Raw genomic sequence first — 13,392 nt, 5'->3', positions numbered from 1 at the left:
GCTTATCCTGGCGCCATGCTGACCATCACCCAGGAGCTGTACGACCGGATCGTCGCGCACTCCCGCGCGGACCACCCCGACGAGGCGTGCGGCGTGGTCGCGGGCCCGGCCGGAACCGGCCGCGCCGAACGCTTCATCCCCATGCTCAACGCCGCCCGCTCGCCCACGTTCTACGAGTTCGACTCCGCGGACCTGCTGAAGCTCTACCGCGAGATGGACGACCGCGACGAGGAGCCGGTGATCGTCTACCACTCGCACACGGCGACCGAGGCATACCCCTCGCGCACCGACATCACCTACGCCAACGAGCCCGGCGCCCACTACGTGCTCGTCTCCACCGCCGACACCGACGACGCGGGCCCCTTCCAGTTCCGCTCGTACCGCATCGTGGACGGCGTGATCACCGAGGAGGACGTCAAGGTCGTCGAGGCGTACGAACCCGCATGACCTCCAGCGGGCCGGGGCGAATCCCCGTCCCCGGCCCGCCGCGGCTCCCCGCCCCGCCCCCGACGGTCCACCAGGCGAACACTCACCATCCACCAGGTGAGATCACATGCCGGAGTCCGGACCGGGAATCGATACGATGAGCCCATGGTTCCCCATGACGTGAGCGAGAAGACGCCGGGCATGCTGCTCGTCGCGCGCCTGCACGTCGACCTGTGCAGGCTCTCCAGCGCGATCTGTACGAGCCGCCTGCCCGCCGGCCGCAAGGCCTGAGCCGGGCCGCGGCCCCGAACACCGTCCGGACACACCACCCCTGCGCGGGGGCAGAGCCGCGCGCCACCACTCCGCTTTCGACAGGAGCCCACGCCATGGCCATCGAGGTCCGCATCCCGACCATCCTCCGCACCTACACCGACGGCGCCAAGGCCGTCGACGGCACCGGAGAGACCCTCGCCGACCTCTTCACGGACCTCGACAGCCGCTACAACGGCATCCGTGAGCGCATCGTCGACGGCGACCAGCTCCGTCGCTTCGTGAACGTCTACCTCAACGACGAGGACGTCCGCTTCCTCGACGGAATCTCCACCAAGCTCAGCGACGGCGACAGCGTCACCATCCTCCCGGCCGTCGCCGGCGGAGCAGCCGGGGCGAAGCCCCGTCCGGCCGGGGTGGCGGTCGGGCGACGGGCGGGCATGAACTGATGCGGTACGACAGCCCGCTCGCCGCAGTGGGCAACACCCCGCTCGTCCGCCTGCCGCGGCTGTCACCGTCGGACGACGTCCGCATCTGGGCCAAGCTGGAGGACCGCAACCCCACCGGCTCGATCAAGGACCGCCCCGCGCTCCACATGGTCGAACAGGCCGAGAAGGACGGCCGGTTGACCCCCGGCTGCACCATCCTGGAGCCCACCAGCGGCAACACCGGCATCTCGCTCGCCATGGCCGCCAAGCTCAAGGGCTACCGCATCGTCTGCGTCATGCCGGAGAACACCTCGCAGGAACGGCGCGACCTGCTCGCCATGTGGGGCGCCGAGATCATCTCCTCCCCGGCGGCCGGCGGCTCCAACACAGCCGTCCGCGTCGCCAAGGAACTGGCCGCCGAGCACCCCGACTGGGTGATGCTCTACCAGTACGGCAACCCGGACAACGCGGGCGCCCACTACGCCACCACCGGCCCCGAAATCTTCGCCGACCTGCCCTCCATCACCCACTTCGTGGCAGGCCTCGGCACCACGGGCACGCTCATGGGCGTGGGCCGATACCTGCGCGAACAGAAGCCCGACATCCAGATCGTCGCCGCCGAGCCGCGCTACGACGACCTCGTCTACGGGCTCCGCAACCTCGACGAGGGCTTCGTCCCCGAGCTCTACGACGCCTCGGTCCTCACCACCCGCTTCTCCGTCGGCTCCGCCGACGCCGTCACCCGCACCCGCGAACTCCTCCAGCAGGAGGGCATCTTCGCGGGCGTCTCCACCGGCGCCGCACTCCACGCGGCGATCGGAGTCGGTACCAAGGCGGTCAAGGCGGGGGAGCCGGCCGACATCGTCTTCGTCGTCGCCGACGGCGGCTGGAAGTACCTGTCGACGGGCGTCTACACGGCCCCCACGACGGAAGCGGCCATCAAAACGCTGCACGGCCAGCTCTGGGCGTAACACCCTGTGCCGTGACCGGCAGTGTTTGCCCCCTGAGGAGCGTCGTCCAGTGCTGGGCGGCGCGACGGGGCAAAGCTTGCCGGGAGGCTAGTCGTCGCACGCCGTCCCGCCCTCGGCCGCCGGACCCGCTGGAATTCCAGCCCGTCCGGCGGCCGAGGACTTTTCCGACCGTCAGCCGATCCCGCGCACCCGCTCCCACACCGCCGGGTCCACCGTCCCCACCCGCCGCCGGAACCCCTGCACCGCCACATCCCGCAGCTCGTCCGTCTCCAGGAAACTCGCGCGCCCCTGCGCATCCCCGACCGAACCCGGCGGCAGCGCGATCACCCCGGGCCGCTCCTCGTGATGCTTACTGGTGATCTTCGCGACGAGCGCCGCACCGCCCCGCACCGACAGCACCAGACAGGGCCGGTCCTTCGCCCCGGGCCCGTCCTCGTACGGAACCTCCGCCCACCAGATCTCACCTGGTCGCGGCGCCCCCGCCGGCCCGCCACGCGGCCCTTCCCGCCTGCCCGGCGGACGCGTCTGCCCGGCAGAACGCCCACCAGGGCGCTGACGCCCCCGCCCGAGCCGCCCCCGCCCGTCGGCAATCGCGGCAATGAGAGCGAGCAGTACGACCACGGCCAGAGCCGGCCACCAGGACATGTCCATGCCCCGACGGTACCGGCGCCCCCGCCGGCCCGCTCCCCGCACCCCGCCTCGGCACCCGCCCTCCGCTCCCGCTTCCATCGAACCGGTGACAGAGCAGGTGAGTTCGCCCACAACGGCAGGCCCCAGAGGAGCGACCAGATGTTTCGCGCCTTACGCTCAACAAATCGCACGAACCCTCCCCGTTCCCACGTCTCGGAGGTTCACGCTCCATGAAGCTCACCGTCGTCGGCTGCTCCGGCTCGTTCCCGTCCACGGGTTCGGCATGTTCGAGCTACCTCGTAGAGGCCGACGGCTTCAGGCTGCTCCTCGATATGGGCAACGGCGCCCTCGGTGAGCTGCAGCGCCACGTCGGTCTCTACGACCTCGACGCCATCTTCCTCAGCCATCTCCACGTCGATCACTGCATTGACATGTGCGCGTACTTCGTCGTCCGCTACTACCGGCACGACGGAGGACGTCCCGCGTCCATCCCGGTCTACGGCCCCGACGGCACCGAACAGCGACTGACCACCGCCCACGCCGACACCCCGTCCGACCGGTCCATGGGCGAGGTCTTCGACTTCCACACGCTGAAGCCCGGCTCGTTCGACATCGGCCCCTTCTCGGTCCGTACGGAGAAGGTCTGTCACCCCGTCGACGCCTTCGGTATCCGCATCGAGCACGGCGGCCGCACCCTCACATACTCCGGCGACACCGGCACCTGCGAGGCGCTGGACGAACTCGCGGAGGGCGCCGATCTGTTCCTCTGCGAAGCATCGTTCGTCTACGGCAAGGAAGACATCCCGGACCTCCACCTCAACGGCCGCGAAGCAGGCGAGATCGCCGCACGCGCGAAGGTGGGACGGCTCGTCCTCACTCACATCCCGCCGTGGACCGACGCGGACCGCAACCTGGCCGACGCCCGCACGGTCTACCGCGGACCGGCGGAGCTGGCGGTTCCGGGCGCGGTCTACGAGATCTAGAGCGTCGGCGGCTACTTCGCAGTAGCTCATCGATGCACTCAGTGACATGACCGAGGCCCCCGGACCGTGAGGTCCGACGGCCTTCGCCGGCCGGGGGCCGGGCCCGGCCGAAGACCTACTTGACGAGGTCTTTCTCGATCTGCGCCTCCAGTTCGTCGGGCTCGCGCCCGGGGGTCTGGAGGTTGAACCGGGTGATGGCCAACCGGAAGATCACGTAATACACCACTGCGAAGCACAAACCGATCGGAATGATCAACCAGGGCTTCGTGGCCAGGCTCCAGTTGATGACGTAGTCGATCAGACCCGCCGAGAAACTGAAGCCGTCCTTCACCCCGAGCCCCCAGCTCACCGCCATCGAGACACCGGTGAGCACCGCGTGGATCACATACAGAAGGGGGGCGACGAAGAGGAACGAGTACTCGATCGGCTCGGTGATGCCCGTCACGAACGACGTCAGACCGACCGAGAGCATCATGCCGCCGACCGCCTTCCGGCGATGCGGCTTGGCGCAGTGGTAGATCGCCAGCGCCGCAGCCGGGAGCGCGAACATCATGATCGGGAAGAAGCCCGTGGTGAACTGCCCGGCCGTCGGATCGCCCGCCAGGAACCGGTTGATGTCACCGTGCACGACCGTCCCGTCCGGCTTGGTGAAGTCGCCGAACTGGAACCAGACGAACGTGTTCAGGAACTGGTGCAGGCCGACGACCAGCAGCGCGCGGTTGGCAACACCGAAGATGCCGGAGCCCAGCCAGTTCAGGTCCACCAGCCACTTGGAGAAACTGGTCAGACCATCACCGATCGGCGCCCACAGCCAGGCGCACAGGGCGGCGAAGGCCAGACCGACGAACGCCATGATGATCGGCACGAGGCGGCGGCCGTTGAAGAAGCCCAGCCAGTCGACCAGCTTGACCCGGTGGTACCGCTGCCAGAACCACGCCGACATCAGCCCCATCACGATGCCGCCGAACACCCCGGGGTTCTGGTACTGGGCGACCGTCACCTTCGCGTTGCCGGTGACACAGGTGCCGAACCAGGTGCCGCCCGCGGTGAAGGTGGAACCCGGTGGGCAGTCCACCGGGAAGGCGTGCAGCACCGCGTAGTAGACGAGGAAGCCGGTCACCGCCGCGAGCGCCGTCGAACCGTCCGACTTCTTCGCCATGCCGATCGCGACCCCGACGCAGAACAACAACGGCAGTCCGAGACCGGAGTCGAGGAGCGCCCCACCGGCAGCGGCGAAGACCTTCGCGACGTTGTCCCAGCCGAGACCCTCGTCGCCGAACACGTCCGGCTGACCGAGCCGGTTGAGAATGCCGGCCGCCGGCAGCACCGCGATCGGAAGCTGGAGGCTGCGCCCCATCTTCTGGAGGCCCTGGAAGAAGCCGTGCCACCACATCTTCCGTGGTGCTGTGGCGCTGCTCGAGCTCATCGGCATCCTCCCGGAACAGGCCACGTCTGGCGGTCGTCGCAAAGTGGTATAGACCAGTTGCGGTGCGGTCCGTGACCCGCCCGGAGGACAGAGCACCGGTGATCGTCATCATTGGTGATGATCAGGTTGCTCGCTCGTGAAGTTGGTCCAACCGTGCGTTACCGTGACAAAACGGACCCGCGATGGGTCGGCACCGGACGTGAAGAACCAGGGAGAACCACATGGCCAGCAAGGCTGAGAAGATCGTCGCCGGGCTCGGCGGGATCGACAACATCGAAGAAATCGAAGGCTGCATCACCCGCCTCCGCACCGAGGTCATCGACCCGAGCAAGGTCGACGAAGCCGCGCTCAAGGCCGCCGGCGCCCACGGCGTCGTCAAGATGGGCACCGCGATCCAGGTCGTCATCGGCACCGACGCCGACCCCATCGCCGCCGACATCGAAGACATGATGTGACGACCACTCGCGGAGCCGGCCCGGCTCCGCACCCCCGGGCCCCGAACCCAGCAGAACGGGGCCTGCGGCACACCCCCACCAGCCCCCTCCGCACCCCCCACCCGGCCCCCGGTACACCCCGGCCGGCGCCCACGGCCCAGCCGATAGGCTCGACGCCATGTCTCGTATCGACGGCCGCACCCCCGAAGAGCTCCGCCCCATCACCATCGAACGCGGATGGAGCAAGCACGCCGAAGGCTCAGTCCTCATCTCCTTCGGCGACACCAAGGTCTTCTGCACCGCCTCCTTCACCGAAGGCGTCCCGCGCTGGCGCAAGGGCAGCGGCGAAGGCTGGGTCACCGCCGAATACTCCATGCTGCCCCGCTCCACCAACACCCGCGGCGACCGCGAAGCCGTACGCGGCAAGATCGGCGGCCGCACCCACGAGATCAGCCGCCTCATCGGCCGGTCCCTGCGCGCCGTGATCGACTACAAGGCACTCGGCGAGAACACCGTCGTCCTCGACTGCGACGTCCTCCAGGCCGACGGCGGCACCCGCACCGCCGCCATCACCGGCGCATACGTCGCCCTCGCCGACGCCATCACCTGGGCCCAGCACAAGAAGCTCATCAAGCACGGCCGCAAGCCGCTGACCGGCACCGTCTCCGCCGTCAGCGTCGGCATCGTCGACGGCACGCCGCTCCTCGACCTCTGCTACGAGGAGGACGTCCGCGCCGAGACCGACATGAACGTCGTCTGCACCGGCGACGGCCGCTTCGTCGAGGTCCAGGGCACCGCCGAGGCCGAGCCCTTCGACCGCAAGGAACTGAACGAGCTCCTCGACCTCGCCACCAGCGGATGCGTCGACCTCCGCGCCATCCAGCAGGCGGCCCTCGCCCGCACGCTCGGCGAGTAAAGAAGCAACCAAGTACGCACCACAGAGCGTCGTTACGCGTACGGACGCACGGGTCGAACCGTGCGTCCGTCCGCGTATCCGCACCCGGGGAGGAACCGCACCATGGCCAAGGCCACCCGCCACCGCCGCATCACCGTCGCGCTGACCCTGACCGCTCTCACCCTCACCGCCACGGCCGGCTGCGGCGCCGTCGACAAGGCCCTCGACTGCGTCCGTACCGCCGACGCCATAGCCACCAGCGTCGACAACCTCCAGCAGGCCGTCTCCAACGCCGCGAACGACCCCACCCAGGCATCCGAGGCCCTCGACGAGATAGACAAGGAACTCGGCAACCTCGGCGACAAGACGGACAACGCCGACCTCTCCAAGGCCGTCGACGACCTCCAGGCCGGCGTCAAGAACGTCCGCGACGCCATCGACAAGGGCGACGCCACCCCGGACATCACCCCGGTCACCGACGCCGCCAAGGAGATCGGCAACGTCTGCACCTCATAGCAGACCCCGCCCGGCACCCCGCGATAATCGGCACATGACCCGCCTGATCCTCGCCACCCGCAACGCCGGGAAAATCACCGAACTCCACGCGATCCTCGCCGACGCAGGGCTCACCCACGAACTCGTCGGCGCGGACGCTTACCCCGAGATCCCCGACGTCAAGGAGACCGGCGTCACCTTCGCCGAGAACGCCCTCCTCAAGGCCCACGCCCTGGCCCAGGCCACCGGCCACCCCGCGATCGCCGACGACTCCGGCCTCTGCGTCGACGTACTTGGCGGCGCCCCCGGCATCTTCTCGGCCCGCTGGGCCGGCACCCACGGCAACGACCGCGCCAACCTGGACCTGCTGCTGGCCCAGCTCTCCGACATCGACGACGCCCACCGCGCCGCCCACTTCGCCTGCGCGGCGGCCCTCGCCCTCCCGGACGGCACGGAACGCGTGGTCGAGGGCCGCCTTCTGGGCACCCTCCGCCACACCCCGGCCGGCACGAACGGCTTCGGCTACGACCCGATCCTGCAGCCGGAGGGCATGACCCGGACCTGCGCGGAACTGACTTCGGCGGAGAAGAACGCGATCAGCCACCGGGGGAAGGCGTTCCGGGCGCTGGTGCCGGTGGTGCGGGAGCTGGTGGGGTAACGCCCGCTGGTGCGGCGAGGCCCGGCCCGCAAGAGCTGCGAGCCGGGCCTTCGATTCCATCGTCAGTGCGGCCGGTGGGATTCGAACCCACACAGGATTTCTCCCAGATGCCCCTAAAACACCCGCCGATACCAGTTTGGCTACGGCCGCTTATCCGGATCCATCGTAGCGGGCCGGGGCCTCTTGTGGCGCAGAGAGGTCGCTACGTGGAGATGCGCGGCTCGCTCTTCCGGTTGCGGCACCATGTGTCGGTGAGGGCGTGGCAGTTAGGGCACAAATAGCGGAGATTTCCGGCCCGGTTGTCGAGCCAATCGCCGCTGATGTGGTCGATCTGAAGCGTGATGGGCTGCCCCTGCCATTCGCCCGGATTGCCGCAAGAGTCGCATCGGTACGGGATGCCGACCTCTTGCAGGGCGCGGTGCAGCCTTGCTCGGTTTGCGCGCGATGACCCCTGCGGCATGACCACAAGCGTTGTCGATGCGATCGACTTCGGCTCATCCGCGCGGGTCGAGTCTGAGGCCCAGGGCCGACGCTTGAAGTGGCTCGTGTCCAGCTTGAGTTGGAGCACCTTGCGTCGTACGCGCCGATGGTTCGTATCGTTCACCTCAAGGCCGAGCGAACGCATGACGTCTGCGTAGCTGGCGGCCCTCGGTACGGCGGCACGCAGGGCGTCTTCCGGGATCGCCAGGCGAGCGTTGCGGAAGTGCGAGGTGTCGATCCCGTGTCTGCGGAGCATCCCTGCCACGGCACTGCGCGACTGGCTGTCGTCGCGCACCCCGAGCTCTCGTGCCACTCCGCGAATGCTCTCGGCTGACGTGGCGGCCGTCCGTAGTTCCTCCGGGGTGAACAAAAGGCCCAGCTGGGGGCGGCCCATGCCGGGGAAGTGGCTGACGTCGATTCCCGCGGCCGCGATGCGGCGGCTTATGTGGGATAACGTGCCGGACGCCGGAGTCGCGCCCAGTTTGTTGACGACCTCGCGCAGCGACGATGAGGTGGCGACGGCCGCTGCGATGGCCTCGTCGGTGTACTTACGCCAGGGGCTGCGTTTCTTGAAGTGGCTGGTGTCGAGGCCGTACCCGGCAACCTTCTCTTGGAGAACGCGGCGCTGGCCGCCGTTCGTCTTGAGGCCGAGTCGACGCATCAGGTCCATCCAGTTGGAAGAGCCGGCTACGGCGTCTGCCAGCGTTCCTCGGTCATACGCCTCAGACATGGCGCCTCCGTGCGGCGGTGCCTGGAGGGCAACTCCTCCCGCCTATGCGGTGCCTGCTCAGCTCTCGCGTGTATCGAACCGCCATCGTTCGCCTCCGTTCCCGACCGCACGTTCGTGGTCTCGTACGGAGTAACGAGCCGTTTATCGGAGAGCAACGTCCGGCATCCGAAAAAATATGGAACGGCCCGTACCGCTTCAGTCGAAGCGGCCGGGCCGTTCCCGGTAAACCGATGGGGAGTGGAAATGTGGCGCCCGTCACAGGGGCATGGCGTCGGTCAGATGCCGAGGTCCTTGATGATTTTGGCGACGTGGCCGGTGGCCCTGACGTTGTAGAGGGCGCGCTCGACCTTGCCTTCTTCGTCGACGACGACGGTGGAGCGGATGACGCCCGTCACCGTTTTGCCGTAGGAGTTCTTCTCGCCGAACGCGCCGTACGCCTCAAGGGTTTCCTTGGAGGGGTCGCCGACAAGCGTGACCTTGAGGTTTTCCTTCTCGCGGAACTTGGCGAGCTTCTCGGGCTTGTCGGGGGAGACGCCGATGACGTCGTATCCGGCGCCGGCCAGGAGTTCCAGGTTGTCGGTGAAGTCGCAGGCCTGCTTGGTGCAGCCGGGGGTGAGGGCGGCCGGGTAGAAGTAGACGATGACTTTGCGTCCCTTGTGGTCGGCGAGCGAGATGTCGTTGCCGTCGGCGTCGGGGAGGGTGAAGGCGGGGGCGGTGTCGCCGGGCTGGAGTCGCTCGCTCATGGTTCTCCTCAGGGGCGTGTGGGGTGTACGGGACCGAGCGTAATAGGGGTGCCGTCGGGTGCGCGGACGGCTGAGCTGACAGACTGGCGATGAAGGTTTACCGGACGAGGACCACGGAGGCGGCGCAGTGTCGGATGCAAGGACCCCTGCGCAGATCGAGGCGGACATCATCAGCAGGCGTGAGCAGCTTGCGGTGGTGCTCGATGAGATCGGGGTGCGGATGCACCCGAAGACGATCATCGGTGATGCGAAGGCCAAGGCTGCCGAGGCCGTGGACCGGACGGCTGGGCGGGCGTTCGTCGCGGTGAATCGGACGGTGTCGGACGTGAAGGCGCAGTTTGTGTCGGAGGATGGCGCGCCGCGTCTGGAGCGGGTGGTTCCGGCGGCGTTGCTGGCGGTCGGCGTGGTGGGGCTGCTTGTGGTGTCGCGGCGCAAGAAGCGCTGAGAAGGCTGACCCCGGGGGCGTGCGGGAGGGCCGCGGGCAGGTAGGTTTCGGGTCGTGAGCGAGAACACCGACGACAAGCTGCCCATTCGCATGCTGCATGACCGCGTGCTGGTCCGGTCCGATACGCCTGAGGGTGAGCGGCGTTCGGGCGGCGGCATTCTGATTCCGGCGACGGCTGCGGTGGGGCGCCGGCTGGCCTGGGCTGTCGTGGTTGCGGTCGGCCAGAATGTGCGGACGGTGGAGCCGGGCGACCGGGTGCTGTATGACCCGGAGGACCGTGCCGAGGTCGAGGTGCGGGGTGTGGCGTACGTGCTGATGCGGGAGCGGGATCTGCATGCGGTGGCGGCGGACCGGTTCGAGGGTTCGGTGGATGCGACCGGGCTGTATCTGTAGCCCCGTAGCTCTGTTGTTTGCGAGATGTGTGGCGTGAGGCCTGGTGACACCCGTCACCAGGCCTTTTGCATGTTCTTTGCTATGTTGGTGGGACCCCGACGAGACGCGCCGTACCGGGTTTCCGCAAAGACGACGCACCTGTGATTGTCCGTGTGTCTGTGGTGTTCGGAGGTGCCGTCGTGGCGTGGGTTCTGCTGGTTGTTGCCGGTCTGCTGGAAGTGGCCTGGTCGATCGGGATGAAGTACACGGAGGGGTTCACTCGGTTGTGGCCGAGTGTGTTCACCGGGTTCGGGATCGTGGCCAGCATGGTGCTGTTGTCGCAGGCGGCGAAGTCGTTGCCGATCGGTACGGCGTACGGCGTGTGGGTCGGTATCGGTGCGGCGGGGGCGGCGGTGCTCGGCATGGTGGTGCTGGGTGAGCCGGTGACCGCCGCCCGGATTTTCTTCGTGTCTCTGTTGCTGGTGGCTGTGGTGGGGCTGAAGGCGACGTCGGGGCACTGAGCCCGGTAGGTCACTCGTTCGGGGGCGGGTGGGCGCCGTCGGCGTCCTGCGGGAAGAGTTCTTCGATGCCGCCGTTGTCATTGCCGAGGATGTCCGCGCTGCCGTCGGCCGGGGGGCCGGGGGGCGGTGCCGAGGTGGCGGGGCCGCTGCCGGCGGGGTTGGTGGGCGGGGTGCTGGGCGGGCTGCTCGGCGGTGGGCCGGACGGTGTCTCGGGCGGGGTTCCGGTGTTGGTGGGGCCGGTGCCTTCGCCGGTGGGCAGGGCGGGTTCGCCGGCGCCTCTTTCGAGTTCGAGGTCGAATCCCTCGATGCTGCTGCCGCTGAGTGCGGCGCCGGTGTACTGGGCCCAGGTCTGGGCGGGGGCGCCTGCGCCGCTGACGCGGGACAGGCCGAGTGCTCCGTAGAGCGGTTTCTGTACGCCGGTGTCGGGGTCCTGGCCCATGACGGCGATGACGGTCGCGAGGTTCGGGGTGTAGCCGGCGAACCAGGCGGCCTTGTCCTCCTCGGCGGTGCCGGTCTTGCCGGCGGCGGGGCGGCCGGCGCCCTGGGCGGCGGTTCCCGATCCGTTTTCGACGACGCTCTGCAGGATCGAGGTGGTGGTGTCGGCGGCTTCGCGGCTGACGGTTTGCTCGGTGTGACGGCCGGGGAGTGCGAGTTCCTCGGCGTCTTTGCTGATCTTGTCGACGAGGGTGTAGGTGCCGTGCCTGCCGTGGTTGGCGAGTGTCGCGTACGCCTGGGTCATGTCGAGGACGCTGGCGGTGGCGGTGCCGAGTGCGATGGACGGCGAGGCGGTCAGGTCGGGGGTGTTCTTGGGGATGCCGAGGCCGATGGCGGTGTCTTTGACGCTGCCGGGGCCGACGTCCTCGGCCATCTGCGCGTAGACGGCGTTGACGGACTTGTCGGTGGCGGCTCGGACGGTGATGGGTCCGTAGCTGATGTCGTCCTCGTTGGCGGGGGCGTATCCGGTGGGTCCGTTCGGGCCCCGCACCATGCGTCGGTTGGTGCCGTCGTAGATGGTGTTGGGGTTGATGCGCCGGCCGTGCTGGGTGGTGGACCGGTTGGCGACGGCGGAGGTGAAGACGAACGGTTTGAAGGTGGAGCCGACCTGGTAGTCGCGGCGGGTGGCGTTGTTGACGTACTGCTTGGTGTAGTCGATGCCGCCGTACATGGCGACGACCCGGCCGTTCGAGGGGTCGATGGAGGCGCCGCCGACGCGGACGTTGCGGTCGGCCGGGCGCTCCGTGCTCGTCATCGACATCACGTTGTCGTTGACGGCTTTGACCAGGGCGTCCTGTTTCTTCTTCTCCAGTGTGGTGGTGATGCGGTAGCCGCCGGTGGCGAGTGTGTCCTCGTCGATGATCTTGTGGGTGGTGAGGTAGTCCTTGACGGCCTGGACGATGTAGCCGCGCTGTCCGGAGAGTCCGGTGGAGGTCTTCACCTTGTTGGGCGCGGGGAACCGCAGGGTGGCGCGTTCGGATGCGCTGAGCCAGTTCTCCTTGACCATGCCGTCGAGTACGTAGTTCCAGCGGGCGACGGCCGCGGCCTTGTTCTCGGGGTGGACGACGATGTCGTATGCGCTGGGGGCGTTGAGCAGGGAGGCGAGGTAGGCGCCTTCGGCGGTGGTGATGTGGCCGATGTCCTTGCCGTAGTACGCCTGGGCCGCGGCCTGGATGCCGTAGGCGTTGCGGCCGAAGTAGCTGGTGTTGAGGTAGCCCTCGAAGATCTGGTTCTTGCTCACTTCGCGGTTGAGCTTGATGGCGATGAAGAACTCCTTGGCCTTGCGCATGAGGGTCTGTTCCTGGCCGAGGTAGTAGTTCTTCACGAACTGCTGGGTGATGGTGGAGCCGCCCTGTTTGCCCTTGCCGGTGAGGGTGTTCCAGCCGGCGCGGAACATGGCCGTGATGTCGACGGCGCGTTCGGAGTAGAAGTTCCGGTCCTCGGCGGCGAGGACGGCGTGCTGGGCGCTGAGGGGGACCTGGGCGAGCTGGATGTTCTGCCGGTTGATCTCGCCGTCGCGGGCGATGAAGCTGCCGTCCTTGTAGAGGTAGACGTTGGACTGTGCGGTGGCGGTGGGGTTGGCGTGCGGGATGCCGACGAGCTGGTATCCGGCGATGAATCCGCCGATCAGGATCAGGGCGATGACGAGGAGCGTGGCGAGCGTCACCCGCCAGGTGGGGACGGTGCGGCGCCAGCCGGTGCGTTTGGGGCGGTTCCTGCTTCCTTTTTTCTTCCCGCCGGGGGCGGCTGGGCCTGTGGGGGCGCCGGTGCCGGCAGAGGGGTTCCTCGGGGCCCAGTTCCTGTTGCCGGGCCCCCCGCTCTGCTGCTGTGGCTCGTCGCTCATATCGGTGGAGACTCCTCGGCTGCGGTCAATTCCCTCATAGTGCCCTTTTCTGTGGAATAAGCCCCGGATCGACCCCGGGTCGACCTGTGATCGCTCCCGGATCGGCCGCCGAAATGCGGTCGCGGTGGCTGTTCCCGCTGCACTAAG

17 protein-coding genes, 1 tRNA gene and 1 riboswitch are annotated in these 13,392 nt (G+C 68.2%); of the genes, 12 read left to right on the top strand and 6 right to left on the bottom strand.

Annotated elements, in window-relative coordinates; all coding sequences use genetic code 11:
• Nucleotides 1-15: 15 nt before the first annotated feature.
• The 4 genes from ACIBB8_RS25145 (at nucleotide 16) to ACIBB8_RS25130 (ending at nucleotide 2,095) form a co-directional block, all read left to right on the top strand.
• On the top strand, nucleotides 16-447 hold the full coding sequence (locus tag ACIBB8_RS25145) for a Mov34/MPN/PAD-1 family protein (protein ID WP_398955677.1): 432 nt from the start codon (nucleotides 16-18) through the stop codon (nucleotides 445-447).
• 144 nt (nucleotides 448-591) lie between these two features.
• Nucleotides 592-717, top strand: a complete 126-nt coding sequence (locus ACIBB8_RS25140; RefSeq protein ID WP_398955675.1) for a putative leader peptide — start codon at nucleotides 592-594, stop codon at nucleotides 715-717.
• A gap of 95 nt (nucleotides 718-812) precedes the next feature.
• On the top strand, nucleotides 813-1,145 hold the full coding sequence (locus ACIBB8_RS25135; RefSeq protein WP_366695422.1) for a MoaD/ThiS family protein: 333 nt from the start codon (nucleotides 813-815) through the stop codon (nucleotides 1,143-1,145).
• Entirely contained in the window at nucleotides 1,145-2,095 is a 951-nt protein-coding gene (locus ACIBB8_RS25130) for a PLP-dependent cysteine synthase family protein (protein WP_398955673.1), read from the top strand. Before ACIBB8_RS25135 ends, ACIBB8_RS25130 begins: the two co-directional genes overlap by 1 nt.
• A 171-nt stretch (nucleotides 2,096-2,266) precedes the next feature.
• On the opposite strand, the gene ACIBB8_RS25125 is transcribed toward ACIBB8_RS25130, so the two are convergent.
• Nucleotides 2,267-2,746, bottom strand: coding sequence for a type II toxin-antitoxin system PemK/MazF family toxin (locus ACIBB8_RS25125; protein ID WP_398955671.1), 480 nt, complete (start codon nucleotides 2,744-2,746; stop codon nucleotides 2,267-2,269).
• Nucleotides 2,747-2,955: 209 nt separating this feature from the next.
• On the opposite strand from ACIBB8_RS25125, the gene ACIBB8_RS25120 reads away from it, so the two are divergent.
• On the top strand, nucleotides 2,956-3,708 hold the full coding sequence (locus ACIBB8_RS25120; RefSeq protein ID WP_398955669.1) for an MBL fold metallo-hydrolase: 753 nt from the start codon (nucleotides 2,956-2,958) through the stop codon (nucleotides 3,706-3,708).
• Nucleotides 3,709-3,823: 115 nt separating this feature from the next.
• Here the strand turns inward: ACIBB8_RS25120 and ACIBB8_RS25115 are convergent, their stop codons facing one another.
• A complete protein-coding gene (locus ACIBB8_RS25115; RefSeq protein ID WP_398955667.1) occupies nucleotides 3,824-5,134 on the bottom strand; it encodes a PTS transporter subunit EIIC in 1,311 nt (436 codons plus the stop codon).
• A 221-nt stretch (nucleotides 5,135-5,355) separates the two neighbouring features.
• Here ACIBB8_RS25115 and ACIBB8_RS25110 point away from each other — a divergent pair, with 221 nt between their 5' ends.
• The 4 genes from ACIBB8_RS25110 (at nucleotide 5,356) to rdgB (ending at nucleotide 7,616) form a co-directional block, all read left to right on the top strand.
• Nucleotides 5,356-5,589 carry a glucose PTS transporter subunit EIIB gene (locus ACIBB8_RS25110; protein WP_037692518.1) on the top strand — a complete coding sequence of 78 codons (234 nt, stop codon included), beginning with the start codon at nucleotides 5,356-5,358 and terminating at the stop codon, nucleotides 5,587-5,589.
• Between the two features lie 157 nt (nucleotides 5,590-5,746).
• Complete coding sequence (gene rph / locus ACIBB8_RS25105; RefSeq protein ID WP_398955665.1) at nucleotides 5,747-6,484, top strand: ribonuclease PH; 738 nt, start codon at nucleotides 5,747-5,749, stop codon at nucleotides 6,482-6,484.
• Nucleotides 6,485-6,586: 102 nt separating this feature from the next.
• On the top strand, nucleotides 6,587-6,979 hold the full coding sequence (locus ACIBB8_RS25100) for a hypothetical protein (protein WP_398955662.1): 393 nt from the start codon (nucleotides 6,587-6,589) through the stop codon (nucleotides 6,977-6,979).
• 34 nt (nucleotides 6,980-7,013) lie between these two features.
• Complete coding sequence (gene rdgB / locus ACIBB8_RS25095; RefSeq protein WP_398955660.1) at nucleotides 7,014-7,616, top strand: RdgB/HAM1 family non-canonical purine NTP pyrophosphatase; 603 nt, start codon at nucleotides 7,014-7,016, stop codon at nucleotides 7,614-7,616.
• Between the two features lie 66 nt (nucleotides 7,617-7,682).
• Here the strand turns inward: rdgB and ACIBB8_RS25090 are convergent.
• The 3 genes from ACIBB8_RS25090 to bcp all read right to left on the bottom strand — a co-directional run bounded on the left by ACIBB8_RS25090 (nucleotide 7,683) and on the right by bcp (nucleotide 9,569).
• Nucleotides 7,683-7,766, bottom strand: a tRNA-Leu gene (locus tag ACIBB8_RS25090).
• Nucleotides 7,767-7,818: 52 nt separating this feature from the next.
• On the bottom strand, nucleotides 7,819-8,826 hold the full coding sequence (locus tag ACIBB8_RS25085; protein ID WP_398955658.1) for an HNH endonuclease signature motif containing protein: 1,008 nt from the start codon (nucleotides 8,824-8,826) through the stop codon (nucleotides 7,819-7,821).
• Between the two features lie 275 nt (nucleotides 8,827-9,101).
• Complete coding sequence (gene bcp, locus ACIBB8_RS25080; RefSeq protein ID WP_398955656.1) at nucleotides 9,102-9,569, bottom strand: thioredoxin-dependent thiol peroxidase; 468 nt, start codon at nucleotides 9,567-9,569, stop codon at nucleotides 9,102-9,104.
• Nucleotides 9,570-9,696: 127 nt separating this feature from the next.
• Between bcp and ACIBB8_RS25075 the strand changes: the two genes are divergently transcribed.
• The 3 genes from ACIBB8_RS25075 to ACIBB8_RS25065 all read left to right on the top strand — a co-directional run bounded on the left by ACIBB8_RS25075 (nucleotide 9,697) and on the right by ACIBB8_RS25065 (nucleotide 10,907).
• Entirely contained in the window at nucleotides 9,697-10,014 is a 318-nt protein-coding gene (locus ACIBB8_RS25075) for a DUF3618 domain-containing protein (protein ID WP_398955654.1), read from the top strand.
• 54 nt (nucleotides 10,015-10,068) lie between these two features.
• Nucleotides 10,069-10,407, top strand: coding sequence for a GroES family chaperonin (locus ACIBB8_RS25070; RefSeq protein WP_398955652.1), 339 nt, complete (start codon nucleotides 10,069-10,071; stop codon nucleotides 10,405-10,407).
• Between the two features lie 72 nt (nucleotides 10,408-10,479).
• Nucleotides 10,480-10,546, top strand: a riboswitch (guanidine-III (ykkC-III) riboswitch).
• 40 nt (nucleotides 10,547-10,586) lie between these two features.
• Entirely contained in the window at nucleotides 10,587-10,907 is a 321-nt protein-coding gene (locus ACIBB8_RS25065; protein WP_366692174.1) for a multidrug efflux SMR transporter, read from the top strand.
• 10 nt (nucleotides 10,908-10,917) lie between these two features.
• Here the strand turns inward: ACIBB8_RS25065 and ACIBB8_RS25060 are convergent, their stop codons facing one another.
• Complete coding sequence (locus tag ACIBB8_RS25060) at nucleotides 10,918-13,245, bottom strand: transglycosylase domain-containing protein (protein ID WP_398955650.1); 2,328 nt, start codon at nucleotides 13,243-13,245, stop codon at nucleotides 10,918-10,920.
• Between the last annotated feature and the right edge of the window lie 147 nt (nucleotides 13,246-13,392).

This window comes from Streptomyces sp. NPDC051286 (assembly GCF_044455345.1).
Classification (GTDB): Bacteria; Actinomycetota; Actinomycetes; order Streptomycetales; family Streptomycetaceae; genus Streptomyces.
Note: the sequence above shows the minus strand (reverse complement) of the source record. Positions and strands in the feature narration are given on the sequence as shown.